Consider the following 26,551-nt stretch of genomic DNA (forward strand, 5'->3'; position numbering starts at 1 on the left):
CCCCCGCAACCAACAGCCCATAACAACCAACAAGCCCCCTACGCATACGCGGCGGGGGATGTTCGTGTTGCTGGGTTCCATCGCACTCCACCTGTTCGGCGAAATCGGGTACTGTCAGAAGGACTGCACCGGATAGCAACATGCCGTCGAACCGAGGTGCGCAAGGCCATGCCGCGTCCTTGCAAGCCAGCCAATTTATTCGGGTATTTCCACTCCTCGCCCGAGGTGAGCCGCTTGGTTGTGATGAAGTATGTTCGCTTTCCGCCTTCACTGCGGAACGTGGAGGACCTGCTGTCTGAGTGCGGTATTTGCTGTCTGCCGCGAAACAGTGCGGCAGTGGTGGAACAGGTTGGCCCGATGTTTGCGGCCGACATCCGCCGGCAACGGGTTTCGCGCATGCGCGGCTTTCGTCATTGGAAGCGGTACTTGGACGAAATGTACGTTCGGATGAATGGGAAGATCGTGCACCTCTCGCGTGCCGTCAATTACCCGGACGAAGTCAGCGAAAGCTATGTCACCTGGACCCGCGATAAGGCTGTGGCCCTGCGGTTCACACGCGCAAGACGCTGAAGCGGCACGGCGAGGTGGAGCCAATCACGACCGGCGGACTGCGCTCCTATAAGGCAGCCATGGTTGAACTCGGGTGTGAGGCCAAACAGGAGACCGGCCGCTGGGCGAATAACCGCGCCGAAAACTCGCACACCTGGACGCCCCTATTATCCTCTGGCGCGTAATGGGCTGACGTGATTCACCTGTTCCGGAAATCGGAGGACGAGATGAAGCTGTCCGGCCTGCTTGCGATAGGTGATCATCGGAAACGACGCTCCGAGACCGGCGATCCGCTGGAGACGCTGCAGAAGATCATCGATATCGAGGCGTTCCGCCCGATGCTGGAGGCGAGGCTTGGGTATTCGGATGCTTCGAAGGGCGGAAGGCTTCCGTACAATCCGGTAATGACGTTCAGGATGCTGATCTTGGCCCGATGGGGCAGTCCTGCGCGAAATTGCCAGGACGACAACAGGGGCTCCGACGCTTGGGCCGACATTCCTATCGCTTCAAGGCCGGTGAGGAATGGCTGCGTAGGGCAAGCCGATGCGCGAGCATGTCCGCCGGGACAACGCGACCAAATCAGCGGTGCGATCGACGGTCGAGCATGTCTTCGCCCAGCAGAAAGACCGCATGGACCTGTTCATCCGCCCAATCGTCATCAAACGAGCGACGGCCAGGACCGGCTTGGTCAACATCGCCTACGACATGGGCCGCCCCGTCTCCCGCGAGCGACGCACGATGACAGGACAGCTGCGCCTGAAATCCAGGGAAATGCTCCGGACCAACACCCGAAAACTACGAAATTCGCATCAAGTGGCGCGAAAGCCGCGGGAATCAGGGCCGCGCCTGCTCGGTTTACCAGGCTCAGTCCAAGGCCGCTTTCTAGGCTGCGTGGATGGAGACCTCTACCTGCCGTTCCGACGACGAGAGCGAGCAATGCTGAGCTTCCGGCGAATGAAGTCGCTTCAGGCATTCGCTTCGATCGACGCCTCTTTCGCTAACCACTTCAACTCCGAACGCCGCCTCGTCTACAGGCAGACCTACAAGACCCGTCGCTTGGCCGCCATGGCCGAGTGGCGGAGGCTTGTCGGCTGAGGCTGCACCCGCACAGGCGGATTCCGTCGGACGGAGAGCAGTTCGCATCCGACTGACAGCGCCCCTGAACTGAGGAAGTCAATCCGGACGACGATCACACCCGCTAACAGGGTTGAACTTTGACGCCAGTCCACACTTTGGCCGAAACGTGCTCATCCAGCACTTGTGGCACGCCTGCTTCCGTGCCAGCCATGGTTTCGAATACCGGGGGTCTTAAGTGTGTCGAAACTGAGTCTTTTTGCGTCTTGTTCGGCGCTTTGCCTGCTTTGCGCGTGCGGTGGAGGCGGAGGGGTGGCGTCCGCACCGATACCAGCGCCGGCTCCGAGCCCAACGCCCACCCCGTCCCCGGCACCGACGCCCGCTCCGAGCCCGACGGCAAACACCTCTTTGCTTGAGCCGCTGCGGAGCGAAACGTTCCAAGCCGTCGCGGCGAAGGGACGCGAGGCCAATCCTGGCGGCACAAGTACTACGCCGGGACCTACAAGCTTGTCCGTGTCTTACAACGCGGCGACGGACAGCTACACGATAACAAGTCCGCTTGGTTCGGCTACGTTTGCGCCCGGCGATGCCGACCAAACGGCCACAAGTGACCGCATGTCGGCGTACTCTCGCGCGGCCGACGGCGTTACGGACCAGCTTCTGCTGAGCAAGCCTGGGGATGCCGGCTTTCTGAACTACCGCTATGTCGGTGCGGGCCTCTGGCAAAGGACCGAAGCGGGTCAGGGGGTCGAGATCAACGACTACACTGCATTCACATACGGCATCAGCACGACCCCAGATGCCGCGCACCGGGACCGCGACCTTCAGCACCGGCGTCACGGGCCTGCAGGAGACCGAATATGGCTTGGCGCAGTTCAACGGTAGCGGCCTTTTCTCCTTCAGCTTCGGCGGATGGAGCTGGAACGGCAAGGGCGCGACGATAGCAAGACTGCCTCTATCGCGGGAGCCGATCGATTCGAAACAGGACAGTCTTCTGGTCGTGGGCCATTTTTCTGGTTTTGGGCAAATTTCGTCCGGCGGCAACAGATTCCAGGGCTCTCTGACACTCACCTCCGGCTATCAATATTCGGGCTCACTTGACGGCAGGTTTTACGGACCGGCAGCGGAGGAGATCGGCGCGACATTCTCCGGGACCGATAGTATTGGCAAGCAGATGACGGGCACGCTGACAGGTCGGTTGGGAACTGCGGCGGAGAAGTTCGAGACGCTGCAGAACCTGTTCGGGCGGACTCCTCTGCCGGAGCTAGAGATTGCCCTATCTTACACCCGGAACGCTGACGGGACGTATTCTGACGCCCGGCTCCGGAGCCCTGGATACTCTTCATCTGCCGTTGTCATTGATCCAGAAACTGACACGATGGAGTTTGGCTTTGCCACGCTTTCGCCGGAGAACCGCGTTACCGAAGAAAGCGACAGCCGATTCTCCACCTACCACGTATCCCCCGACACCGCTGGCCCCCGGACTTATCGGGTGTTGAACTCTTCTGGCAGTAACGACCAACTGGCTCTGACTTACACCAACCTGGCCTTGGAGACGATAGGGCCCAAGGACTCACCCTCTGTCGATACCGCGAGGGTATATGGAATCCCGTCGCATTTCACCGCGCTGCCCCGCACCGGAACCGGCGTTTACAATGGCGTGCTCTACGGCACGGCAATCGGTAGCGGCGAAAAAGCGGATCGATTCCTTCTTAGCGGGACGGCAGGGCTCACGTTCGACTGGGCGGGGAATGTCTTTACAGGCACGCTCGTGCCGGTCGCCGCCAATGAGCGCACCGGCGAGAATTTTGCGCTCGGGACCTATTCGCTCATCAACGGCAGTTTCGCGGGAGTGACCGGCAGTTCAACCTATTTTGAGAGTGACATCGGCGGTGTCGACGCTACGACTGGACGCCTGAACGGACGGTTCTACGGGCCAGCAGCAGAGGAGATCGGCGCGGTCTTTTCGTTGACCACCCCTGGCGCGGGGACCGTGCTCATCGGCTCGGGGGCGATCGTAGGTACCCGCTGATCGTGCGTGGAAGACGCTTACTGCTAGGTGCAATTGCAGCGATCTTCACCGTCACGTCCGGCCTCGGCATGGCGGTGGAAGCTCGGGCGCAGCAACAGCTGGAGAACCTGCGCGCAACGGATCTGTTTGCCCTGGCAGCCGAGGCCGCGGCGAAGGGACAAAGCGACGATCCGCTAACGCTTTACAATGCTCTGTCCCGCGATCCGGACATCGAGATCCGCACCGAAGCGCGATTTCGCAAAGGGCAACTTCTCGAATCGCTTGGTCGCCCGGCGGATGCGGCCCTCGAGTACCGGGCAATACTCGACGCCAAGCCCGATGCGACGCGCGTCAGGCTGGAGCTGGCGCGCATGCTCGTTCTCCTCGGCGATGAGCGAGGCGCTCGCCGCGCTTTACGCCAGGCGCAAGCGGCAGAGCTTCCGCCCGACACAGCTGCCCTTATCGACCAATTCGCCGCTTCGCTGCGATCGAGGCGACCTTTCGGCGGATCGGTACAGGTTGGTCTGGCGCCGGACACGAACATCAACCGGGCCACAAGCGCCCGAACGCTGGAGACGATCATCGCCCCGCTGACCCTGTCCGAAGACGCCAGGGGGCAATCCGGCGTCGGGCTGCTGGCGGCGGGCCAAGCCTATGCGCGTGTCTCCGTTGCTCCAGACCTGTCGATCGTGCCGCGCGTCTCGGGCCGGGGTGCGTTCTACCGTGAAAGTGCTTTCAACGATATTTCCGGGTCGGCGCTTCTGGGGCTTGAATGGCAACTGGGCAATGATCGCCTGACGCCGTCCGCCGGACGAACCTGGCGATGGTACGGGGACAACCTTCTCGCGACGACCGACACTGTCACGCTCACCTGGATTCGCCCTGTCAATCGGCGCATGCAGGTCATTGCATCGGGGAGTGCCGCGTACGCCGACTATAAGCAGAACCGATTGCAATCAGGCGGCCTCTACGATCTGTCTGCAACGCTGGAATACGCGCTGGATCAGCGCAGCGGGATTGGGACCACTCTTAGCGGCACCCGACAAGACGCGGCGGACCCCGGCTATGCTACGACGTCTGGCGGATTCGTCCTTTATGGCTGGCGCGAAGCGGGCCGAACGACCGTGTTCGCGACGGTCGGCGCCCGGCGAACTGCGGGCGATGAGCGCCTGTTTCTGTTTCTTGAGCCCCGCCGGGAATGGCTGTTGCAGGCATCCGCTGGCGCGACACTTCGGCAGTTCACATGGCAGGGTTTTGCCCCGACAGTGCGAGCGGGGATCGAACGTAACGTTTCCAACGTAGGTCTCTACGACTACCGGAGATTCAATACGGAATTCGGCATAACGCGTGCGTTCTAGGGCCCCGTTTCTTGATCTGCGCGAATGACGGCAGGTAATTCTGTGTTACTTGTGTGAGCTCCGGCTAGCACGGTTTGAACATCTCGCCCCAAGGGTACTGAACCCCCTGGTGGTGCCGGAGAGGCTTTGCCCCTCAGCTGCGGGAGAACTGTTCGAACCGGTATTGCGGTCTCCGGATTCTTATCCGCCGCTTCTCGGCTCAAGATGGGCGGCCTTCTCGGCTCGCAGCCGCAAACCGGACTGGCGGCAGTCGGCCATTCCCAGTTACAGGCAAGCTATACAAACGCGCCCGTTACGTTGAGATGTGGCTGCTCGAGTCCCTCGATGCGGCCGATGCCGGCGTGCACGCCCGATCGCGCGTGCAGTACCGGGGGAAGCTCTACCGGGCGCTGAACCCGGTCTATGCCCGCGAGCCGCTCTCGGGTCGGGGAGCCAAGCTGTATGGCGGCCGGTTCAATCCCAAGGGCGCGCCGGCGCTCTACCTGTCACTGTCGCTCGACACCGCGATCCGGGAAGCCAATCGAGCCGGCAGCCTGCAGCCGACGACGATTGTTGCTTACGACGCTGACATCGACAACGTCTTCGATACCCGCGATACCGACGCGCTTGCCGGCCTGTCGCTGACGGCGAGCGATCTTGCGGATCCTGCCTGGCGCGACCTGATGAAGCGGGACGGTATCGCACCGACCCAGCAGTTCGCATTGGGCTGCATCGCGCAAGGACATCATGGCCTGCTCGTGCGCAGCTTCGCGCGCGGGACCGGCGAGGGAGATTCCAACCTCGGCCTCCGGGTCTGGGGCGACGCCGGACCGGCCCGCCTTGCGGTTGCCGACGACCAGGATAGGTTGCGGATCTAGCCCTGGAGCGCAGACAGCGGCCAGATCTGGCACCGGCTTGATCCACCGGAACCCTGTGGCCGATCCGGCAGGGTCCGGCAGGGCAGCTCAGGCCGCTCTGGTCGAGTAGCAGAGGTTTGTGAGCCAAGGCTTGCACTCGCCCAGGGAGATTGCGCCCAACGGCGAGCGGTTCGCAACCGAGTGATAGCACCGGTTACTTCCTCCAAAGTTGGGACGCTAATCGGGCTTTACGACACCGGTGTCATTCCGTAAGCAGGACTTGGGAGAAGGATGTGCGCTTTCCAGCATTAACTCGCAGAACGATGCTCACCGGGATTGCCGGTACGGCGCTGACGGCTTCCATTGCCGGCTGCGTCCGCTTTCGAGCAGGGGCACAGCCAGCCGACATGCCGACGCCTGTGACGGGGGTCGCCGGGGCGGGGCCGGGACTGCAGTGGCGCCGCGGCCATGACAATCAGCGCATCGCTGATCTAGGCAACGGTCAATACCTCAATCCAATCGTGTCGGGGGATCATCCGGATCCGACCATCCTCAAGGATGGCCAAGACTACTACATGACCTTCTCGACCTTCGACTCCTATCCGGGGCTGGTGATCTGGCACTCGCGCGATCTGGTCAACTGGGAGCCGCTGACTGCAGCATTGACAACGAATATCGGGTCAGTCTGGGCGCCCGAGCTGGTCAAGCACGATGGGCGCTACTTTCTCTACATCCCGGCACGAACCGCGGACTACCGTTCGAGTTATGTGATCTGGGCGGACCGCATCGAGGGACCCTGGAGCGAACCGATCGACCTCAAGCTGCCCGACCACATCGATCCTGGGCATGCCGTGGGCGAAGACGGGTCACGCTGGCTGTTCCTTTCCGGCGGGGACCGCGTGCCGCTGGCACCGGACGGGCTCTCCACCATCGGCCAGGTCGAACACGTCTACGATCCATGGCGCTATCCGGACGATTGGGTGGTGGAGGGTTTCTCGCCGGAGGGACCGAAGATCACCCATCATGGCGATTACTACTACCTGATAACTGCCGTGGGAGGGACTGCTGGTCCGCCGACCGGGCACATGGTGATCGCGGCGCGATCCCGCTCGATCCACGGACCGTGGGAGGATGCGCCGAACAATCCGCTGGTGCGCACGACCGACCTCTCGGAGAACTGGTGGTCGCGCGGCCACGCTACCTTGGTGGAGGGGCCATCCGGCGACTGGTGGTCAGTCTACCATGGTTATGAGAACGGGTTGTGGACCCTGGGCCGGCAAACTTTGCTCGATCCGATTGAGTGGACCGATGACGGCTGGTTTCGAATGACAGGCGGGGATTTGTCGAGCCCGATGGCAAAGCCGGCTGGCGGCACGGCCGTGCGGCACGGGCAGCCGCTGTCTGATAGCTTCGAAAAACTTGAATTTGGCCGCAAGTGGAACTTCTTCAAGCCTTCCCCGACGGAGCGCGATCGCGTGCGGGTGGCGGACAACACGTTGTTCCTGAAAGGCCGCGGCACGGCGCCGTCCAATTCCTCTCCGCTGCTGCTGATCGCCGGCGATCAGTCGTATGTGTTCGAAGCCGATATCGAAATTCCGCCCGGCGGCACGGCGGGGCTGATCCTGTTCTACGACGAGAAACTCTATGCCGGCCTCGGCTTCGACAAAAATCGCTTCGTCACGCATCAATACGGGATTGAGCGCGGCCGGCCGGCCAATCCGCATGGCCGCAGCCTGCGGATGCGCGTCACCAATGATCGCAACATCGTCACCTTCGATACGAGCGACGATGGGGGGCGGACGTGGCACCGCTTCGACCGCGGCATGGAGGTATCGGGTTATCACCACAACGTGCGGGGCGGCTTCCTGATGCTCCGCCCCGGGCTTTACGCCGCTGGCCCAGGAGAAGCACGGTTCAAAAACTTTACCTTTCGCGCGCTGTGAAGCGGCTGCGCACTGGGGCCGCGCTTGCGGCACTGCTGGCGACGAGCTGCGCGCCTATGACTGCGGCGGAAGGAGCGCTGCAACCTTCCGCCGCAGTCTGGCAGTTCGACAATCTTGAGCACATCGGCGGCGCTCGCGTCGGGGTGGAGGGCGATCCACAGGTCGTCGCCACCGGCCTCGGCCCTGCCGTTCAATTCGACGGGGAGGAGGACGCGCTGTTCATCGAAACCCATCCTTTAGCGGGCGCGCGGCAATTCACTGCGGAGGCCATCTTCCGCCCGGAAGGCGGCGCCTTCGAGCAGCGCTGGATGCATCTTGCGGAAGCAGGCGCCGATGCGCCCGTCGGTGTCTATCCTCCCGTTCCGCCAAGCGGACCGCGGATGTTGTTTGAAATTCGGGTGGTGGGAGACCGCTGGTATCTTGACGCATTCACGTCCGGACCCGGCTATTCGCAGGCGCTGATGGCACCCGAGAAGACGTTCCCGGTCGGCCGCTGGTATCATGTGGCACAGACCTATGACGGGCGCACCTACCGAAGCTTCGTGAACGGGGAGCTGCAGGCGGAGGCGGAGATCGCGTTCAAGCCGCAGGGGCCGGGCTATTCATCCGTCGGCACCCGGATCAACCGGCGCGACTATTTCAACGGGCAAGTGCTGTCCGCACGCTTCACGCCCGCCGCGCTGTCGCCCGATCAGTTCATGCCGCCACCAGTGCCGAAAAGCGATTGAGGCGAGCTTCGACAAACGAAGCCGCTCGTACGGGAAAGGATCATCGATGAACCGCCGCCAATTGCTGGGAAGTGCCGCAGCACTGTCGCTCGCGTGGCAAATCGGTCCCGTCTTTGCGCAGGGTGCGGGGGACGAGCAGATCCTGCAAGCGATGCAGCGCGCCACCCGCTTCATGACGGATCGCGTGGCGGTCAACGGCGGTTATGTCTGGTCCTATCTGCCCGACATGTCCCGCCGGTGGGGCGAAATGGAAGCCAAGCCGTCGATGATCTGGATCCAGAATCCGGGGACTGCGGCAATGGGCCACCTGTTTCTCGACGCGTATCATGCGACGGGTGACGAGATGTATTATCGCGCCGCCGAGGATGTCGCCGGCGCGCTGATCTGGGGCCAACATCCATCCGGCGGATGGAACTACCACATCGATTTCGGCGGCGATGCGTCGGCACGCGACTGGTACGAAACGATCGGAGTCCACGGCCGCCGGCTTGAGGAATTCCGCCACTATTACGGCAATGCGACCTTCGACGATGGCGGCACGGTAGACAGCGGCAAGTTTCTTCTGCGCCTCTACCTTGAAAGGCGCGATCCCAAGTATCGCGCCCCGCTCGACAGGGCGGTCCAGTTCGTGCTCGATGCGCAGTACCCTATCGGCGGGTGGCCGCAGCGTTTCCCGATCAACCGCGAATATTCGAACGGCGGCTTGCCCGACTACACGGCGAACATCACCTTCAATGACGAGGTCAACGCTAACAACGTCGAATTCCTGGTGCAGGTCTACCAAGGCTTGGGAGAGGAGCGCGTGCTCGATGCGGTCCGGCGCGGAATGGGTGTCGTGCTGCTCGCGCAGCAGGGACAGCCGCAGCCGGGCTGGGCGCTCCAGTACACGCCCGCGCTGGAGCCTGCAGGCGCTCGCACATCCGAGCCGGTGTCGCTGGCGACGCATACGACGTACGCCTCCATCCAGCAGTTGATGCAGTATTACCGGTGGACCGGTGACAGCAAGTACCTGGCTCGTGTTCCTGAGGCGATCGCGTGGCTTGAAAAGCTGGAACTGCCGCCCGAACGGCAGGTCAACGGTTTCACCCACCCTACCTTTATAGAGGTCGGCACCGACCGCGCGCTTTACCTCAACACCACCGGCACCTGGACCGGCGACGCCCGCAACGAGACAGTCTACCAGCCGCGTGACGGGGTCAGCTGGGTGAACCGCAAGCTGGACCTCCAGAAGCTGCGGGACGAGTACCGCAAGCTTGCGGCAATGCCCGTTGCCGAGGCGACGAAAGGCTCTCCGCTGCTGGCGGACAACCGAATCCTCCTGCCGCGGTACTACCTCGTGGATGAGCAGCGCGGTTCCGACCTCAACATCGGTGACAGCGCAGGCGGCAGCAACATTGCGGCGCTGCTGGGCAGTCTCAACGCGGAGGGCTACTGGCCGACGCCTCTGCGTGCCACCAGTCATCCCTACCGCACCGATCCAGAGGCTGCCCTCCTGCCGCCGGTCCGTGCGGCGGATGGCGAGCTGGTCGACCCGCGCGACACCTCCCCCTTCGTCACGAATGATCCGGTAACCGGCATTTCGACAGGCACATACATTAACAACATGAGCGCGCTTATCCGCGCGCTTGGAAGGTAACCGTGATGAGGCGCATCCTTCTTGCAGCCTTTCTGCTGGCGCATGGCTCGGCGGCGGTGGCTGCCGAGGGACCTTGGTACACGCAAGGCGAGTTCCGGCCGGAGCAGCGCATAGCGATCGAGGTACGCAATCCGCTTAGCCAGGCGCGTACGGAAAGCCCTGTCGTGATCCGCCGATCCGATCTGCCGATGCTGCACGACGTGCACGAATTGTCGATCACTCTGGTAGATCCGGCCGGGACGCCGCGCTCCGAACCATCTATCCGCACCCGCGCCGCCGAGGGAGCGCATGGCCGCGTGGCGGAAGCCAACGGTCGCGCCTTTGATTACCAGTTCGACGACCTGGACGAAGACGGCCTTTGGGATGAGCTGTTCTTCATCGCCGACTTCGCGCCTGGCGAGACGAAGACGGTCTACGCCTACCTCGGCCCGCAGCAGCGAGGTTGGAACCCGCATCGAACCCACGCCGCGATCGGCAGCTACATGCGCCATACCGTTCCGTTTTGGGAAAGCGAGAACGTCGGGTGGAAGCTGTGGTACCCGACCGATATCGACGTCTACGGCAAGCGCCAGCCGCAGCTGATGTCGAACCGGCTCTACATGGAAAATCTTGACGGTTACGCCGTCTCGCTGATCGATCCGAAGCTTGGCTCGGACATCATGACGGTGGCGGATTCCTTCGGCGGTGGAGGCATCGGCGTGTTTGACGATCCGACCCAGCCTGAGGCTGTATCGCGCCCGCGCTTCACGCCGGAGGCTACCGGCGGCGACAATTTCAACGCCGGTCCGGTCAGCGATACGCGCTACGCCTTCTCGGTTCTGGCAAATGGCCCCTTACGCAGCATCGTGCGGGTCCGGACGATGAACTGGGACAGCGGGCAGGGCGAGTACGAGGTAGAGCAGGTCTACACGGCCTATGCCGGGCAGGATTACACGACGGCCAAGGTCCACTTCCCGCGCTTCGAGCCGGAGCACCCCGGGGCCGCCTTCGCCGTCGGCATCCGACAACGTCCCGGCGAGACCGGGTTCGTGCAGAAGGACGGCATGGTCATCACCACCGCGCCGGAGATCATTCGCAACCCGGACGACGTCGAAGCGGTGCAGCCGGACATGGCGGTGGACTTTGCGGGTACGGCGCTGGTGGTGCGCGACGAGTACAATCCCGACTACGTGTTCAGCCCCGCGCGCGGCGGCAATCACATCATGCGGGTCAAGCCCACTGCCCACAACGGGTTCGAATATCTGCTCGCGGCCGGGTGGAGCGAGGGCACCGGCCCGGCCACGGCCGAAGCATTCAGGATATACGTCGAGAACGCCGCACGCGAATACGAGGCACCGGTCCAGTTTGTCGCCGCTTCACAGCAGATGTGGACCAACGGGAACCCGGGCGGATGACCGCGCCTCCGGAGAAGACCGGGCGTCGGGGGCGTACGGTTACGCTCGGCCTTGCGGCCCTTCTGCTTGCCCCTGCCGCCCTCGCGCAGCAAGCCGCGCCTGCGGCCCATCCTTTCGTCACGCTGGATGCGAAGGAGCGGCTCGTCTACCGACCGGCTGCGTCAGGCGACCGGATCATCGATTTCTCGCACGCGGGCTATGCGGGCGGGGGCGTGCCAATCCCTACGCCGGCTGCCACCATCGTGGTGCCGCCGCAGACAGGGGACGCCCGGGAGGCGATCCAGACCGCCATCGATCTGGTTTCGGCCCGATCGCCCGGCCCGAGCGGCATTCGAGGCGTCGTGCTTCTGCAGCCCGGGACCTATCGCATCGAAGGACAACTGAAGATCGACACCGGCGGGGTGGTCCTGCGTGGCTCGGGCATGGGGCCGGGCGGCACCCAGCTCATTGCGACCGGCCAGGATCGGCGCGCGCTGATCGACGTTCGCGGTGCGGGCACGATCCAGGAGGAACAGGGCAAACGTGCCGCGGTCGTCAGCGCGCGGGCGCCTGTGGGGAGCCTGACGCTGACGATTGCGAGCGCCGACGGCCTGCGCATCGGCGATCCGATTGTCGTCTACCGCCCGTCGACCACGGAGTGGATAGACCGCTTGGGCATGAACCGCTTCGAAGGTTGGCGGCCGGAGAACCGGCTGCACTGGCAGCCCGGCACGCGCGATATTCTGTGGGAGCGGCGGATTACGGGTATCGATGACAATCGCCTGCACTTGGACGCACCGCTCACTACGGCACTGGAACCGGCTGACGGCGCGTATGTCGCTCCCTATCGCTTCCCCGGCCGCATCGCGGACGTGGGAGTGGAAAACCTGGCGCTGGTTTCCGAAGTCGATCCGACGCGCCCGAAGGATGAGGACCACGCCTGGTTCGCCATCAGTCTCGATACGGTGGAGGATGCCTGGGTGCGAAACGTGACGGCGCGGCAGTTCGCCAGCTATGGCGTCAACATCGGCCCACAGGCGCGCCGCATCACCGTGCAGGATGTGTCGGCGGCGGATCCCGTGTCGGAGATCGGCGGTTTCCGGCGCCGGGTGTTCTATACCGCCGGCCAGCAGACCTTGTTCAACCGCTGCCGCAGCCGGCACGGTGCCCACGACATGGCCATGGGCCACGCGGCTGCCGGTCCCAACGTGTTCCTCGATTGCGTGACGGAGGAATCGCTCGACGACAGCGGTCCGCTTGAGAGCTGGTCTTCCGGTTCGCTATTCGACCGCGTTCGGATTGGGGGCAACGCGCTGCGGCTGACCGATCGCGGCACCGGTGGGCAGGGAGCCGGATGGACGGCCGCCAATTCCGTGCTCTGGAATTGCGAGGCGACCGATGTCGAGGCGGCGAATCCGCCCGGAGCCTGGAACATTGCAGCCGGTTGCAAGGGAACAGCATCGGGCGACGGGATCGTGGTCGATCCCCGGGCCGTGCCGTACCGTGATTTCTTCCGGGCGCTTTCCGTCGCACCGGACAGTCTTTATCGCGCCCAACTTAAGGAGCGCCGCGGGGCTAGGGCGCTGGCGGTGCTGGATCCCGCGGTCATTCCTGTCGATCCGACGGGCGTTCCGCGGCTGACCCAGCGCCACATCGCGGACCGGCGCGAGCGCCTGGCTGCGGCGGCGGGCGAGCCGATGCCGCCGCTCAGGATCGAGGACGGGCGCTTCATGATCGGCGATCGGCCAGCCTGGGCGGGCCAGCGAAGCTTCGCCTGGTTTCAGGGCCAGATGCCGCCCGCCCTCGCGGAGAGCTTCGGCCCGGCAATTACCCGCTTCGCCCCCGGCCGCATCGGACCCGGCCTGACCGATGAACTGGAGGACGTGGTCGACGGCATGTCCTTCGGTGAAGCGTTCACCCACCACTACGGGCTCTGGTATGACCGCCGGCGGGTGAACCATGACTATGACGGTTCGGCCGAGCGCCGCTCGGGCGAGGTCTGGGGGCCTCTGCTGGAACAGCCATGGAGCCGCAGCGGGGAGGGGCGCGCCTGGGACGGCTTGAGCAAGTACGATCTGACACGCTTCAATCCATGGTTCTTCGATCGCGTAGATGAGTTCGCGCGGCTGGCGGATGAGCGCGGGCGCATCCTCTATTACAACTTCTACTTCCAGCATAACCTTCTGGAGAGCCGGTCACACTACGCCGACTTTCCGTGGCGCCCGGTGAACACGGTGCAACCGACCGGCATGCCTGACGAAGTGCCCGCGGCGAGCGCGTTCTACGACGTGTCGGACCCGGTCCGCCGCGATCTCCATCGGCGCTACATCCGTCATTCTCTCGACCAGCTGCGCGGCAGCAGCAATGTCGTCTACGGCATCGACCGCGAATATACCGGGCCGATCAGCTTCGTGAACTTCTGGCTCGACACGATCGCCGAATGGTCAGGCGAGCATGGGGAGCAGCCGTTCGTCAGTCTCGAGGTGCCGAAGGACCAGCTCGATGCCATCCTCGCCGATCCGGTTCGTGCACCGCTGATCAGCGCCATGGATGTGCATCACTGGGTCTATCGGCCCGACGCCTCGCTGTTTGCCGTCGACGGCGACGTGGATCTGGCGCCGCGCCAGCAGTTCGGTGCGATCGTCCGTCCGCAGGATATCGCTGCGCTTCGTGCGCGGCATCCGGAACTGCCCGCCGACCCCGAAGCCTTGAGCGCGACGCCAGAATACCAGGCGATGCGCAGCGACCTCTGGCGGTCGACGGAAGCGATGCGATACCGCGCTTGGCGCGAATATCGAGACCGCCATCCGCGACTCGTGCAACTTACGCCGCAGGACCACTTCCCGCGGCTGACGGCAGCCGTGGAACGCGCAGTGCCCGCCGCGATGCGCGCGGGGCTGGAGCCGACCAATGCGGTGCTCGCAGGAGCGGAGAGCGCGTGGGCATCCCGTCATCCCCGGTCGGGCGTCTGGCTGGTCTATTCCACCACTGGGGGTGTCCCGGAACTCGACCCGGCGCAGGTCCAGGGACGGTTTCAGCTGCGCTGGATACCGGCTGTTGGGGAGGAGATCGTGAGCCAGTGGAACAGCGGAGCGGCGCTCCTGCCACCGCCGGGCGTGCGGGCGCCTTGGGCCGCCTGGCTCACGCCGGTGTCAGAGTGCCTGGTTGTGCAAGTTCACCAAGAATTGGGGAGCAAATGCTGATGCATTCAGCCCCGGGATTTTCACAGGAGGCCCGTTTCGACTGGCTTCCGCTACTTTCTCTGGCCCCCTGCAACCTGTGCCGTTCCATCGCGCCGGCCGATGTCGGGCAGGCTTTTGCAAACAGGATTGATGACAGATGATAAAGGTATTGCGCTCGGCGTTTACTGCCGCCGCCGTTCTTCTCGTCAGCACGGCACCGGCCCAGGCTGCACCGCGAGAGGAGATCCTTGAAACCATGAAGAAGGCGACTCGCTTCATGGTCGAGGAGGTTGCAACCGGAGAAGGCGGCTATGTCTGGTCGTACCTTCCCGATATGTCGCGCCGCTGGGGCGAACTGGAAGCGTACCCGAGCATGGTCTGGGTCCAGCCTCCGGGCACGCCGACCATGGGTCACCTGTTCCTCGACGCCTATCATGCGACGAAGGACGAGTATTATTACAATGCGGCTGAGAAGACGGCGGCCGTCCTGATCGCCGGTCAGCATCCGAGCGGCGGATGGAACTATTTCTTCGACCTCGCCGGGGAGCCTTCGACCCAGCGCTGGTACGACACAGTCGGCAAGAACGCCTGGCGGCTTGAGGAATTCCAGCACAACTGGGGTAACGCCACGTTCGACGATGCCGGCACGTCGGAAGCGATGCAGTTCCTCCTCCGGCTCTATGCAGAGAAGCGCGATCCCAAGTACCTGCCGGCGCTGGAAAGGGCACGCGACTTCGTGCTGGAAAGCCAGTATCCGATCGGAGGCTGGCCGCAGCGTTACCCGCTGCGGCACGACTTCGCGAAGAACGGCAAGCCGGACTACTCGTCGTTCATCACCTTCAACGACGATGTCGCGGGCGAGAACATCAAGTTCCTGCTGATGTATGATCGCGTGCTCAACGACGAGAGAGTGAAGGACGCGATCTACCGCGCCATGAACGCCTTTCTCGTCACCCAGCAAGGAGCACCGCAGCCGGGTTGGGCGTTGCAGTACACGCCGATCGATCTGCAGCCTGCCGGAGCGCGCAGCTATGAACCCAAAGCTCTGGCGACACACACCACGGCGGCCAACATTCGGCAACTGTTCGACTTCTACCAGCTGACCGGCGACACAAAGTTCCTGGCCCGCATCCCGGAGGCGCTGGACTGGCTGGAATCGGTGCGTCTCCCTGCGGATCTGGTCAAGGATGGTCGCGCCTATCCCACTTTTGTCGAAATCGGGACCAATCGGCCGCTGTTCATCCACCGCCGCGGTTCGAACGTGGTTAACGGTGAATACTATGCCGACTACGATCCATCGGACACTATCGGCCACTACAGCTCCTTCCGCAGCATCGACGTTGCGGGCCTGCGCGAGGAATACGAGCGCCTGAAGGCGACGCCGCCTGAAGAGGTGGTCAAGGGCTCGGCGCTGAAGTCCGAAGCCCCGGCGCCGCTTCCCCGCTACTTTGTCGCAGACATGTCCGGAGGCGGCCAGGAAGGTTCAAGGGAGGCTGACCAGATCATTGCAGCCCTCAACCGGCAGGGCTGGTGGCCAACGCCGTTGGAGACGACCAGCAATCCCTATCGAGGGAGCGGGGCGCTGGATGCGCAGCCTGGCGACTACCGCCGGACCCACGTAGGCGATGCCACCGATACCTCACCTTACGCCGCAGACACGCCTGCGGTGGGCATTTCGACCAGCAGTTACATCGAGAATATGGCGGCGCTGATCGCCGAGCTTGAGAAGGAAAGGAGGTAGTATGAAGAATATTGCATTGTTCGCCGCCTTGGTGCTCGCCAGTCCGGTTGCCGGCCAGCAGACCCCGCCCGAGTATGGCGACGCGATCTCGCTGGAGCACGCTAAGACGATCGTTGCCGCTGCGGAGCAGGAGGCTCGCGCTCGCCAGTTCAAAATGGCCTTCGCCATTGTAGATCCTGCGGGGGAGTTGATCCTTTTTCACAGGATGGATGGAACCCAGTATGGCTCGACCGATGTGGCGCGTGAAAAGGCGAGGACCGCCGCCCGCTTCAAGCGCCCTACCAAGGTCTTCTTCGATGCCGTGTCAGGGGGGCGCACCCCGACGCTCAGCGTTCCTGGCGTGATCGCGATCGAAGGCGGGGTTCCGATCCTGGTCAACGGCGAGATCGTTGGGGGGCTCGGCGTCAGCGGGGGCACTGCGGAACAGGATGGCGAGATCGCGAGCGCGGGACTGGCTCGGGCGCGATGACGTTCCGGCGCTGAGGGGGAGAAGAGATCGGCTCGATAGCGGCGCGCCCGGCGATGATTACCTGGCTAGACCCCGCTATCGCTTGTCCCAGGTCTTTTGAAGGCACTGCGCTGGCGATCTGCTGCCGCGTGAAAGGCCGATAGCCGGAGCTCAGCCGGATTGCGCTTGTCGAGCCATGTGGCTCACTTGAGCGACGCTGACCCGGCGACGCCTCACGGCCGGATTCAGCTGCTCTCTACTCCGCTCCGGCGGGAGGCGAGGGGGAGTTTTGTACCGCGCCTGTTTCATCGCAGGGCAGCTCCCTACGGTGCGATATGCGCCTCGATAACGCCCACGCCCTCAAAGAGGGCGCGAATGTAGGCACCCGGCAAGACTTCGTGGACTCCCGTGATCGCTCCACTCGATACCCACCATCCAGCCTGCGGAGTAATCCCTCGTTGCTGCAAGTTGCTCAACAGGTAGCGGACGGCGCCGAAGGGGCCGTCCAGCATCGTCGCGGTGGTCGCCTCGCCAGCGACTTCTCCATTCACTTCAAGCTTCACCTCGATGCTTTCGAGTTCCGCCCAGAGTTGCCGATCGACCCGGGGGCCGAGTACCAGCCCTGCATTGTTGCCATGATCCGAAACAGTGACGCAGGGGCCGTCCGTGTTGATACCCGGATAAGGGGAAGAGGCGATCTCGATACCGATTCTGATCTCGTCGATCCACTGGCGAACGGATTCATTGGTCCGCGGTATCTCATGATCGGAAGCAGGCGGGGCAAGCCGCAGCATGAATTCCGCTTCAGCAGCGGCAAAACCGCCCCTGAAGATCGGCATGGTGGCCGCTTCACCCGTGCCGTCCACGATCGTGTCGGCAAAAATAGGCCCAGCAAGGCGATTCGATCCCAAGCGGCTGTCCTCGGGTGGGTTGATCTTGCCGACCTTCCACCCGCCGATCGGCCTCGCCCAGAGGGACAGTGCTCGGTCCTGGATGCGGTAGGCCGCTTCCAGATCCGCTGGCCGTTCACCAGGGTACGTCCGCAGTATCTCACCCGAGCGCCTTGCCTCCACGAATGCTTCGGCGACATCACGATTAGCGGCGACCAAAATCCCATCTCCCGAAATGCAGGTTTGGGGCTATGTGAGCGCTATGGACACCGGTGTCAAACTTTTGATCTTTTCGGCACGGGTCAGAAGCATCCGGCAGGTGCGGCAGGACCGAAGAGATTTGGAATCGGGAGGGAAGAAGGCTGGCAGAACGTGTGGCTACAAGCCGGTGGTAATTGACGATGTTGCGGGGATCCGGGGCCCCAGAGGATCGGAGATGCATCGGGTTGGGGTTGCTGCAGCCGAAGGTTCCCGCCGCCTCCAACCGCTATTTTTTCTCGCAATGACAACGCTGCTGAGGCCCACGATGTGTACGCCAGTGCAGACTCTATGTGCCGAACGAATCGGTGCGGATCGTGCCTGTGCGTCAATGCAGCCGTCGCCGTTCAATCTCACGCGGCACCTCATTCTTCAGCCCAGTGGCTTAAACCGCCAAATGATCGACAGCGGTTGAAATCCATGTTCGAATGCGACTAAGCAGTGGTATGACACCGGTGTCCAGCTTACGCGGAGCCGAACAGCACAAGACGAACTGGGAGACATTGAATGTTTGCGAAGACTTATCACGCCACGCATCCGGACATGATGGGGAGCGTCACGAACGAGGAGTTGCGTGAGCGTTATCTGGTGCAGGGGTTGTTTGTGGATGGGCGGGTTACGCTCAAGTATTCGCACAACGAGCGATTCGTGATCGGCGGGGTTGTACCGCAAGGCGGCGCGATTGCGTTGCCGGCGCAGACCGAGCCGGAGAGCGCGAAGGGGCGTCCGTTCCTTGAGCGGCGCGAGATGGCGGCGGTGAATATCGGCTCCGAGGGGGCGATCACGGTCGACGGTCAGCGCTTCGAGATGAAGAACAAGGAGTGCCTCTACGTCCCGATGGGTTCGAAGGACGTCAGCTTCGAGGGGGAGGGCGCGCGGTTCTATCTTGCCTCGCTGCCGGCGCACAAGGCGCTGCCGATCAAGCACATCACCCTGGAGCAGGCCAATCCGCTGGAGCGCGGCGATCTCGTCAACTCGAACCAGCGCACGATCTACCAGCTGGTGATCCCCGGCGTGTGCGACAGCGCGCAGCTTCTGCTCGGCCTGACGGTGCTGGAGGAGGGCAGCGTGTGGAACACGATGCCGCCGCACCTGCACGACCGGCGCAGCGAGATCTATCTCTACTTCGACCTGCCGACCGAGGATGACCGGGTGATGCACTACATGGGCGAACCCGACAGCATGCGGCACCTCGTCATGGCCAACGAGGAGGCGGTGATCAGCCCGCCCTGGTCGATCCACATGGGTTCGGGCACCAAGAACTACGCCTTCATCTGGGCGATGGGCGGGGAGAACCTCGACTACACGGACATGAACGTGCTGGATATCTGCCAGCTCAAGTGAGGGGGAAAGCTGCAATGGCCATATCATTTGACCTGTCGGGCAAGGTCGCGCTCGTCACGGGCGCCAACACGGGGATCGGGCAGGGGATCGCACTGGCGCTCGCTGGTGCCGGGGCGGACCTGGTGCTCGTCGGCCACCTGCCGCCCGAGGAGACGATCAGCGCAGCCGGAAAGCTGGGCCGAAAAACGTGGTTCATCGAAGCGGACCTGCTGACGATCGAGCCGGTGGAGGGCATCGTGCAGCAAGCGCTCGATGCAGCCGGCCGGATCGACATCCTGGTCAACAACGCCGGGATCATCCGGCGCGCGGATTCGACGGAGTTTTCCGAACGCGACTGGGATGAGGTGATGAACATCAACGTCAAGACGGTGTTCTTCATGTGCCAGCGCGTGGGCCGGCACATGATCGAGCGAGGCTCGGGCAAGATCATCAACATTGCCTCGATGCTCAGCTTCCAGGGCGGCATTCGGGTGCCGAGCTATACCGCATCGAAATCCGGCGTGGCGGGGATCACCCGGCTGCTGGCCAACGAATGGGCCGGCAAGGGGATCAACATCAACGCCATCGCGCCGGGCTATGTCGCGACCGACAACACCGCGCAGCTGCGCGCCGATCCGGAGCGTTCGCAGGCGATCCTCGACCGTATTCCCGCGGGCCGCTGGGCGAGCCCGGAGGACATGGGAGGGGCAGCGGTGTTCCTCGCCTCGCCGGCATCCGACTACGTGCAGGGCCACGTGCTGGCGGTCGACGGCGGCTGGCTCGCGCGATGAGCACAAACGCAGGTGCACCGGTCGTCTGCTTCGGAGAAATGCTCCTGCGGCTCACACCCCGCTCACAAACACCACTCGTCCGCACCAACCAACTCGCGGTCGACGTCGGCGGAGCAGAGGCAAACGTCGCATGCGCACTCGCCAGCCTTGGCCGGTCGACCCGAATGGTGACCGTGCTGCCCGACAATCCGCTCGGGCGCATGGTGCAGATGCAACTCGCCGCAGCCGGCGTCGATACTCGTGCCGTCGTGAAGACCGAGGGGCGGATGGGCCTCTACTTCTACGAGCCGCCGACGGGCCCCATTGCCGGCCGCGTAACGTACGACCGGGCCGACAGCGCCTTCGCCCTGGCCGATGCCGGTTCGCTCGACTTCGCGGGTACGTTGGAAGGTGCGGCGTTGCTGCACATCTCGGGCATCACGCCCGCGCTGGGACCACGGGGCGTGGCACTGGCCCGCGAGGCGGTCGAGGCGGCCAAGCACGCCGGCGTGCCGATCTGCTTCGACGGCAACTATCGCGCCAATCTCTGGTCCGCATGGGACTGTGATCCCCGGGCGATCCTGCGTGAGCTTGTTGGAGAGGCGCGTGTCCTGATCGGAAATCATCGCGACATCTCGCTGCTGCTCGGCGAAACATTTTCCGGCGACGGGCCGGAGCGCCGCCGGATGGCATCGGAAGCGGCATTCGCCGAATTCCCGAATCTGGAGCTCATCGCTTCAACCGCGCGGCACGTGGAGACGGGCGCGATCCACCGGATCACTGCGCGGATCGATCTGCGCGGCGAAGGTGTCCAGACTGAGGAAGCGCGAGTCGAAGGAATCGTTGACCGGATCGGCACCGGCGATGCCTTCGCTGCGGGGTTGCTCCTGCGTTACCTGGAGGGTGCTTCGGCGCAGGAGATGGCGAAATCAGCGCTGGCACTGGCAGTGATGAAGCACGGTCTGCCCGGCGACACGATCCTGGTGACCCGGCGTGAACTCGAGGAGTTCGATCTTGGTGGTGGCGATGTCAGGCGATAATGGTGTTTCACGTCGTGAGGTCGTCAAGGCCGGCCTGGCCGGTGCCGCGATGATTGCAGGAGCCCGGTTGAGCGCCCAAAACAATTCTCAACCGGCTTCTCCGCGCGCAGGCCGCTATGCCGGCTTCGTCGACCGCGGCGTTCCCGCCTTTCTCGGCATTCGCTACGCCACCGCCGAACGCTTCGCGCGGCCGCAGCCGGTGCCCTTCCAGGGAGAGACGGTGCGGGCGACGCAGTTCGGGCCGATCGCACCGCAGGCCGGGATGCAGGACCACGTGCAGAGCGAGGACGCACTCTACCTCAACGTCTGGACCCCGGACGCCGATCCCCGTGCGCTTCGGCCGGTGATGGTCTATTTCCATGGCGGCGCCTACACGTCTGGGAGCGTGACCGATCCGCTGACCCACGGGCCTTACCTGGCCGCGGCGCAGGACGTAGTCGTCGTCTCGGTCAATCAGCGCCTCAACGTGCTCGGCTACGCCTGGCTCGCGCCATACGGAGAGCGCTTCGCCGACAGCGGCAATCTCGGCCAGCTTGATCTGATTACGGCGCTTCGTTGGGTGCGCGACAATATCGCGGCTTTTGGCGGCGATCCGTCGCGTGTGATGGTGTTCGGCCAATCCGGCGGCGGCGCCAAGATCGCGACGCTGATGGCAATGCCAGCCGCCCGCGGGCTGTTCCATTCGGCAGCGACCATGAGCGGCCAGCAGGTGACAGCCAGCGGCCCGGGCAACGCCCGCGCACGAATGCGCGCCTTCTGGGCGGAACTGGGGCTGGACGAGGGCGACGTTGAAAGCTTGCTGACGCTCCCGGTGGAGCGGTTAGTGGAAGGGCTCGGAGCCACTGATCCGATTCTCGGAGGGCGGGTGTATTTCGGCCCCGTTCTCGACATGACCAATTTGCCGCGCCATCCCTTCTGGCCCAATGCGGCGGAGCAATCGGTCGGCATTCCGATGATACTGGGCAACACGCTGCATGAGACGCGCGCCTTCATCGATCCGCGGGGGGAGGTGCTCCAAGGGCTCGACTGGTCGAATGTCGCAGAGCGGCTCGCTTCGCAGATCAAGGTGGACCTCGATCCGCGCTGGGTTGTCGCCCAATACCGGAAGCAGTTCCCCGACTTCACGCCCGAACAAGTGTTCTACGCCGCCACGACTGCCGGGCGAAGCTGGCCGGGCCAAGTCATCGAGGCGGAAGAGCGGGTGCGGGCAGGAGCGGAAGCAACCTGGGTCTACCAGCTCGATCGTCCTTCGCCTGTCGATCCGCTCCGCGGCGCGGCGCACACCGACGATCTCCCGTACCTGTTCGGGACGCTCGATGCCCCGGGCAGCTATTCGGGCACGGATGAGCGGGCGCGTGAGATCAGCCGCCAGATGAGGGAAGGCTTCGCCGGACTCGCGCGCACGGGGCGACCAGGTCTCGACTACTGGACCAACTACACCCTGCCGGAGCGCGCGACGCTGGTTATTGGCGAGGAGGCGACGCGGATGGTCGATGACCCGCGACGTTGGCAGCGTGAGCTTTGGGCTTTGGCGCCATACATCCAGCCGGGCAGCTGAAGCTCGCGCCAGCGAACGCGAGCAGGTGAGATGACGCGACCACGTCGGCGCGGGAGAGCCACTGAGCGCGTTCGGCAGGACGTTTAGCTATCTACCTCGCCTGTTGATCCGTTGTCGACGGGCAGCGTCGCACCGGGCGCCCGAAGCGTTGCCGAGCCGAGCGAGGCTATCGCTTGGATCTCGGAGCGTGCTTCCAACCTCGCCCGGCGGTCTCTGAACGTCTGTGGCCGACGGGATGCTCACCGATTGCGGGATTAGGATGGAGGACCCGGCGGCGGAACTCCATCAGGCGTGGCTGCGCGGCGGCACCGCGGGTCCGGTAGGCGGCGGACATGCCAATCGCCGCGTGGGGAGGAGGCTCGCGTACGGTTACCTCGCTCTCGGTGATCACTGCCATCGCGGCGGAGGCAATGCTGACAGGACGACGGACTGCATGGCACACCCGGCCACGCTCAGCCCCAGCAGGGGCAGGAGCAGGAGCCTCTCACCGTCCAGCGCTCCTCATGTCGCGATGGCGGGGTGAGAGGTGCTCCTGCGCACCCTCCGCCCTCGATAAGCACCTTCGAGTGGGGGAATCGTTGCGAGGTTCCAGTCGCTTTACCCGAAGACTGCGCGGGTCGGCGTGATCCCGGATGTTCGCCAACTTCGGACCCGCTGATTCGCGGACCCTCGGCAGTGGTGGCTACGGCCGGGCTGCCCGGCCGCGGGCTGGCCAATGTGACGGCGCGAGTGATGCTGCGGCTGCGCTTCTTCGGTCGATTGGCGCGGCTCGGCAGTGGCCGCGCCTCCCGTAGGACCTGCCGCGCAGCATGCACAAACATCTCTCCTCAGTTAAGCTTCTGATCGGGCTTGACAGCCGTGCGGAGCAAGCGCACTTAATGAATGACACCGGTGTCCAAGAAGCCGGAGCAACATGGAGCAGGATGCGAAAGGGGCGGCCTTTACAGGCGCTGCCGGCTCACTTCCTGCTGCAACATGAACAGAGGGAGGGGACATGACGCGTCCAGTCGTTTCGTCGAGTCTGAAGTCCGTGCTGCTGGCCGGGGGGGCATTCCTGCTACCCGCAGCGGCGATGGGGCAGGACATTGCCGTACCGCCGCCGCCGTTGCCGGAATCCGCTGACGTGCTCGAAGAGCAGATCAGCGAAGAGGTGCCCGTTTCGGAGATTGTGGTAACCGGTTTCCAAGCGTCGTTGAATGCCGCGGTTGCCGCCAAGCGCGCGTCGGCCAGTCAAGTCGACGTGATCGTGGCGGAAGACATCGCCAAGTTCCCCGACACCAATCTTGCCGAGTCGCTCCAGCGGGTCCCCGGCGTCGCGATCCAGCGCGATGCGGGCGAGGGCCGGCAAATCGTGGTGCGCGGCCTCGGCTCCCAGTTCACCCGCGTGCGCGTCAACGGGATGGAGGCGATTGCCGCCTCTCCAGACAACGCCGGCCGGGGCTTCGACTTCAATATTTTCGCTTCGGAGCTGTTCAGCTCGATTATCGTCCACAAGACGGCGGAGGCCTCACTTGATGAGGGCTCGCTTGGTGCGGTCGTGGATCTCAACACCGGCAACCCCCTGTCCTACGATCCCGGGTTCAGCCTCGTCGGTTCGGCCCAGGTGCGTTACAACGACCTGAACGAAAATGTCGGTCCGCGCCTAGCTGGACTGGTTGGCTGGACCAACGAAGATCAGACGCTTGGCGTATCCGTTTCGGCTGCATACTCGAAGTATGAAACCTCACAGCTGGGCAACAACACCGTACGGTGGCAGCAAGCCGCGTTCCGCTCGGTTGAAGGCACGGATTGCTTCGCCAACCGAACCTATGTGTCGAGCCCCGTGTGTGACGAGGTCGGTCTCGCTTTCCATCCGCGCATTCCGCGCTACGGCCTGATCAGCCATGATCGCGAGCGCCTCGGGCTTACCGGATCGATCCAGTGGGCGCCCTCGGACCGAACCAATATCTCGATCGACGGTCTGTATGCGAACTTCAGCGAGGATCGCCAGGAGTTTTGGGGTGAGGTGCTGTTCCGCTCCAACGAGCGCACGATCGATGTCGTCGATTACACGATCGATGAGAACAACAATCTGATCAAGGGCACGTTCGACAACGCCTGGGTGCGCACCGAGAATTATCTCCGCCAAACGGAAACCGACTTCTATCAGGTTTCGGGCCGCCTTGAGCACCAGCTGACCGACAGGCTCGCAGTCAACCTGCTCGCGGGCAAGTCGAGGTCGAACGCCGACAGCCCGGTCGAGACGACACTGATCTTCGACGATCGCGACTTCAAGGGTTACAGCCACGATTACACCGACATGTACCGCCCCGTGCTGACCTTTGGCGGCGACGGGATCAGCGATCCCGCGCAGTTCCAGCTTGCCGAGTTCCGTGATCGGCCGGGCAGCGTGGTGAACGAGTTCCAGACGCTGTCAGGCAACGTCGTGTGGGAGGTCACCGACGAAGCCTTCCTCGAAGTAGGCGCCCTCTACCGCAAGTTCGGATTCGACCAGGAATCGTTCCGGCGTGACAGCACTTACTGCGGTGCCTTCTCGTGTGCGCCGGGGCAGTATGGTCTGCCGGTCACGGCAGACATATCCGAGCTTTTCACCCTTGGCAGCGCGGGACAGCCGGCCGGGACCACCACCACCTGGCTCATCCCCCAGCTTCAGGCAGCCGCCGACGCGGTGAACCTGTATGAGCGGGAGGCGAGGCGGGACCTTGGCAGCAGCCCTGCTGTGACCGAAGAAGTGACCGGCGGCTATTTTCAGGTGGACTGGGACACCGAGGTGCTCGGCTTCCGCACCACCGGCAACTTCGGCACGCGCTACGTCAACACCGATCAGAGTTCGACCGGCTTCATCGGCGCCCAGGAGGTCACGGTTGAGCGCAGTTATGACGACTGGTTGCCAGCGATCAATCTGAACGTGTTTCTTTCCGACGATCTCATCCTGCGCGGCGCAGTAAGCAAGGTCATTACCCGGCCTTCGCTCGGCACCCTTTCCCCAGGCGGCTCCATTGACGAGTTCAACTTCCGGCTCAGTTCGGGCAATCCGTTCCTCGATCCGTATCGGGCGGTCGCTTACGATGCCTCGCTCGAATGGTACGTTGCGCCCGGCGCTCTCGCCTCGGTCGCGGTTTTCGCCAAGGATATCGCGAGCTTCCCGATCGCGAGCTCGTTGACGGGCACTTTTGCCTCTTTCGCAAGCTACGGGTTTACGACCGACCAGCTCACCCCGGGCACGCCTGTGTACAACGCTCTCGTCGGAGGCGGCAATCCGAACGTCCCCTTCGAATTCCGCACGCAGGTAAATGGGGAGGGCGCAAGCCTCAAGGGCATTGAGCTGTCGCTCGTACTGCCGTTCTCGGCTTTTGCGGAGGGCTTCTTCGCCGACTTCGGGATTATCGCCAACGGGACCCTGATCGACAGTGATGTGGACTACACGATCCTCGGCCCGGCCACCGCACTGAATTCAAGCGGCAATCCGACCGGGGGCACGACCGATATCTATGTCCGGCCGCTGATCGACCTCGCCAAGAAGGCCGCCAACGGCACGATCTACTACGAGAATGAACGGTTCTCGGCTCGTGTTTCTGCCGCCTGGCGCGACGGTTACATCGATGGCACCAGCGGCAACCGGAACATCTTTGAAGGGTTCGGGAGCACGCTAAACGTCGATGCGTCGATCCGCTATCGGCTGACGGAGCAGATCGAATTCGCGGTGGAGGGCACCAACCTGACCGACCAGTACCGCACGCGCTGGGTCAACGACCCTTCCATGCGGAACTACGAGTACAACCATTTCGGCCGGGTCATCATGGCTGGCGTCCGCTTCCAGCTCTAGGCGGAGA

The 26,551-nt window shown here is 63.7% G+C and carries 17 protein-coding genes and 2 pseudogenes; 18 read left to right on the forward strand and 1 reads right to left on the reverse strand.

All coding sequences use genetic code 11. From position 1 onward, the window contains the following. Positions 1-168 precede the first annotated feature (168 nt). The 13 genes and pseudogenes from ELY13_RS15700 to ELY13_RS12810 all read left to right on the forward strand — a co-directional run. Positions 169-701 (forward strand): annotated as a pseudogene (locus tag ELY13_RS15700) (DDE-type integrase/transposase/recombinase); the annotation flags it as partial. Positions 702-776: 75 nt separating this feature from the next. Continuing rightward, positions 777-974: pseudogene (locus ELY13_RS15790) on the forward strand (transposase); the annotation flags it as partial. Between the two features lie 118 nt (positions 975-1,092). Beyond that, positions 1,093-1,644, forward strand: a complete 552-nt coding sequence (locus tag ELY13_RS15205; RefSeq protein WP_206436062.1) for a hypothetical protein — start codon at positions 1,093-1,095, stop codon at positions 1,642-1,644. 778 nt (positions 1,645-2,422) lie between these two features. Beyond that, positions 2,423-3,655: a HupA family protein gene (locus tag ELY13_RS12765; protein ID WP_126174308.1), complete on the forward strand. Its 1,233-nt coding sequence runs from the start codon at positions 2,423-2,425 to the stop codon at positions 3,653-3,655. Positions 3,656-3,723: 68 nt separating this feature from the next. Continuing rightward, the gene (locus ELY13_RS12770; RefSeq protein WP_126174309.1) at positions 3,724-4,992 is read left to right on the forward strand and encodes a surface lipoprotein assembly modifier; all 1,269 of its coding nucleotides are present in this window, start codon (positions 3,724-3,726) and stop codon (positions 4,990-4,992) included. A gap of 302 nt (positions 4,993-5,294) precedes the next feature. Next, on the forward strand, positions 5,295-5,849 hold the full coding sequence (locus ELY13_RS12775; RefSeq protein WP_206436063.1) for an RES family NAD+ phosphorylase: 555 nt from the start codon (positions 5,295-5,297) through the stop codon (positions 5,847-5,849). Positions 5,850-6,235: 386 nt separating this feature from the next. After that, complete coding sequence (locus ELY13_RS12780) at positions 6,236-7,771, forward strand: family 43 glycosylhydrolase (RefSeq protein ID WP_126174331.1); 1,536 nt, start codon at positions 6,236-6,238, stop codon at positions 7,769-7,771. Continuing rightward, a complete protein-coding gene (locus ELY13_RS12785) occupies positions 7,768-8,499 on the forward strand; it encodes a LamG domain-containing protein (protein WP_206436064.1) in 732 nt (243 codons plus the stop codon). Before ELY13_RS12780 ends, ELY13_RS12785 begins: the two co-directional genes overlap by 4 nt. A gap of 46 nt (positions 8,500-8,545) precedes the next feature. Beyond that, positions 8,546-10,135, forward strand: coding sequence for a pectate lyase (locus ELY13_RS12790; protein WP_126174310.1), 1,590 nt, complete (start codon positions 8,546-8,548; stop codon positions 10,133-10,135). Positions 10,136-10,140: 5 nt separating this feature from the next. Continuing rightward, positions 10,141-11,529 (forward strand): DUF4861 family protein, encoded by a 1,389-nt coding sequence (locus tag ELY13_RS12795; protein WP_126174311.1) that lies wholly within the window; start codon positions 10,141-10,143, stop codon positions 11,527-11,529. Next, on the forward strand, positions 11,526-14,711 hold the full coding sequence (locus ELY13_RS12800) for a DUF6298 domain-containing protein (protein ID WP_126174312.1): 3,186 nt from the start codon (positions 11,526-11,528) through the stop codon (positions 14,709-14,711). Before ELY13_RS12795 ends, ELY13_RS12800 begins: the two co-directional genes overlap by 4 nt. 235 nt (positions 14,712-14,946) lie before the next feature. Further along, on the forward strand, positions 14,947-16,431 hold the full coding sequence (locus ELY13_RS12805; protein ID WP_126174313.1) for a pectate lyase: 1,485 nt from the start codon (positions 14,947-14,949) through the stop codon (positions 16,429-16,431). A gap of 1 nt (position 16,432) precedes the next feature. Then, entirely contained in the window at positions 16,433-16,900 is a 468-nt protein-coding gene (locus ELY13_RS12810; protein WP_126174314.1) for a GlcG/HbpS family heme-binding protein, read from the forward strand. A 302-nt stretch (positions 16,901-17,202) separates the two neighbouring features. Here ELY13_RS12810 and ELY13_RS12815 read toward each other — a convergent pair whose 3' ends face one another. After that, positions 17,203-17,988 carry a 2-keto-4-pentenoate hydratase gene (locus ELY13_RS12815; RefSeq protein WP_241233702.1) on the reverse strand — a complete coding sequence of 262 codons (786 nt, stop codon included), beginning with the start codon at positions 17,986-17,988 and terminating at the stop codon, positions 17,203-17,205. Positions 17,989-18,534: 546 nt separating this feature from the next. Between ELY13_RS12815 and kduI the strand changes: the two genes are divergently transcribed. The 5 genes from kduI to ELY13_RS12840 all read left to right on the forward strand — a co-directional run bounded on the left by kduI (position 18,535) and on the right by ELY13_RS12840 (position 26,544). Then, entirely contained in the window at positions 18,535-19,371 is an 837-nt protein-coding gene (gene kduI / locus ELY13_RS12820) for a 5-dehydro-4-deoxy-D-glucuronate isomerase (RefSeq protein WP_126174316.1), read from the forward strand. A 14-nt stretch (positions 19,372-19,385) separates the two neighbouring features. Then, positions 19,386-20,141, forward strand: coding sequence for a 2-dehydro-3-deoxy-D-gluconate 5-dehydrogenase KduD (kduD, locus tag ELY13_RS12825; protein ID WP_126174317.1), 756 nt, complete (start codon positions 19,386-19,388; stop codon positions 20,139-20,141). After that, positions 20,138-21,160 carry a sugar kinase gene (locus ELY13_RS12830; protein WP_126174318.1) on the forward strand — a complete coding sequence of 341 codons (1,023 nt, stop codon included), beginning with the start codon at positions 20,138-20,140 and terminating at the stop codon, positions 21,158-21,160. Before kduD ends, ELY13_RS12830 begins: the two co-directional genes overlap by 4 nt. Next, positions 21,147-22,718, forward strand: a complete 1,572-nt coding sequence (locus ELY13_RS12835) for a carboxylesterase/lipase family protein (protein ID WP_126174333.1) — start codon at positions 21,147-21,149, stop codon at positions 22,716-22,718. Before ELY13_RS12830 ends, ELY13_RS12835 begins: the two co-directional genes overlap by 14 nt. 994 nt (positions 22,719-23,712) lie before the next feature. Beyond that, the gene (locus ELY13_RS12840; protein ID WP_126174319.1) at positions 23,713-26,544 is read left to right on the forward strand and encodes a TonB-dependent receptor; all 2,832 of its coding nucleotides are present in this window, start codon (positions 23,713-23,715) and stop codon (positions 26,542-26,544) included. Positions 26,545-26,551 lie beyond the last annotated feature (7 nt).

Origin of the sequence: Altericroceibacterium xinjiangense (assembly GCF_003958635.1) — a bacterium.
GTDB lineage: Bacteria > Pseudomonadota > Alphaproteobacteria > Sphingomonadales > Sphingomonadaceae > Altericroceibacterium_A > Altericroceibacterium_A xinjiangense.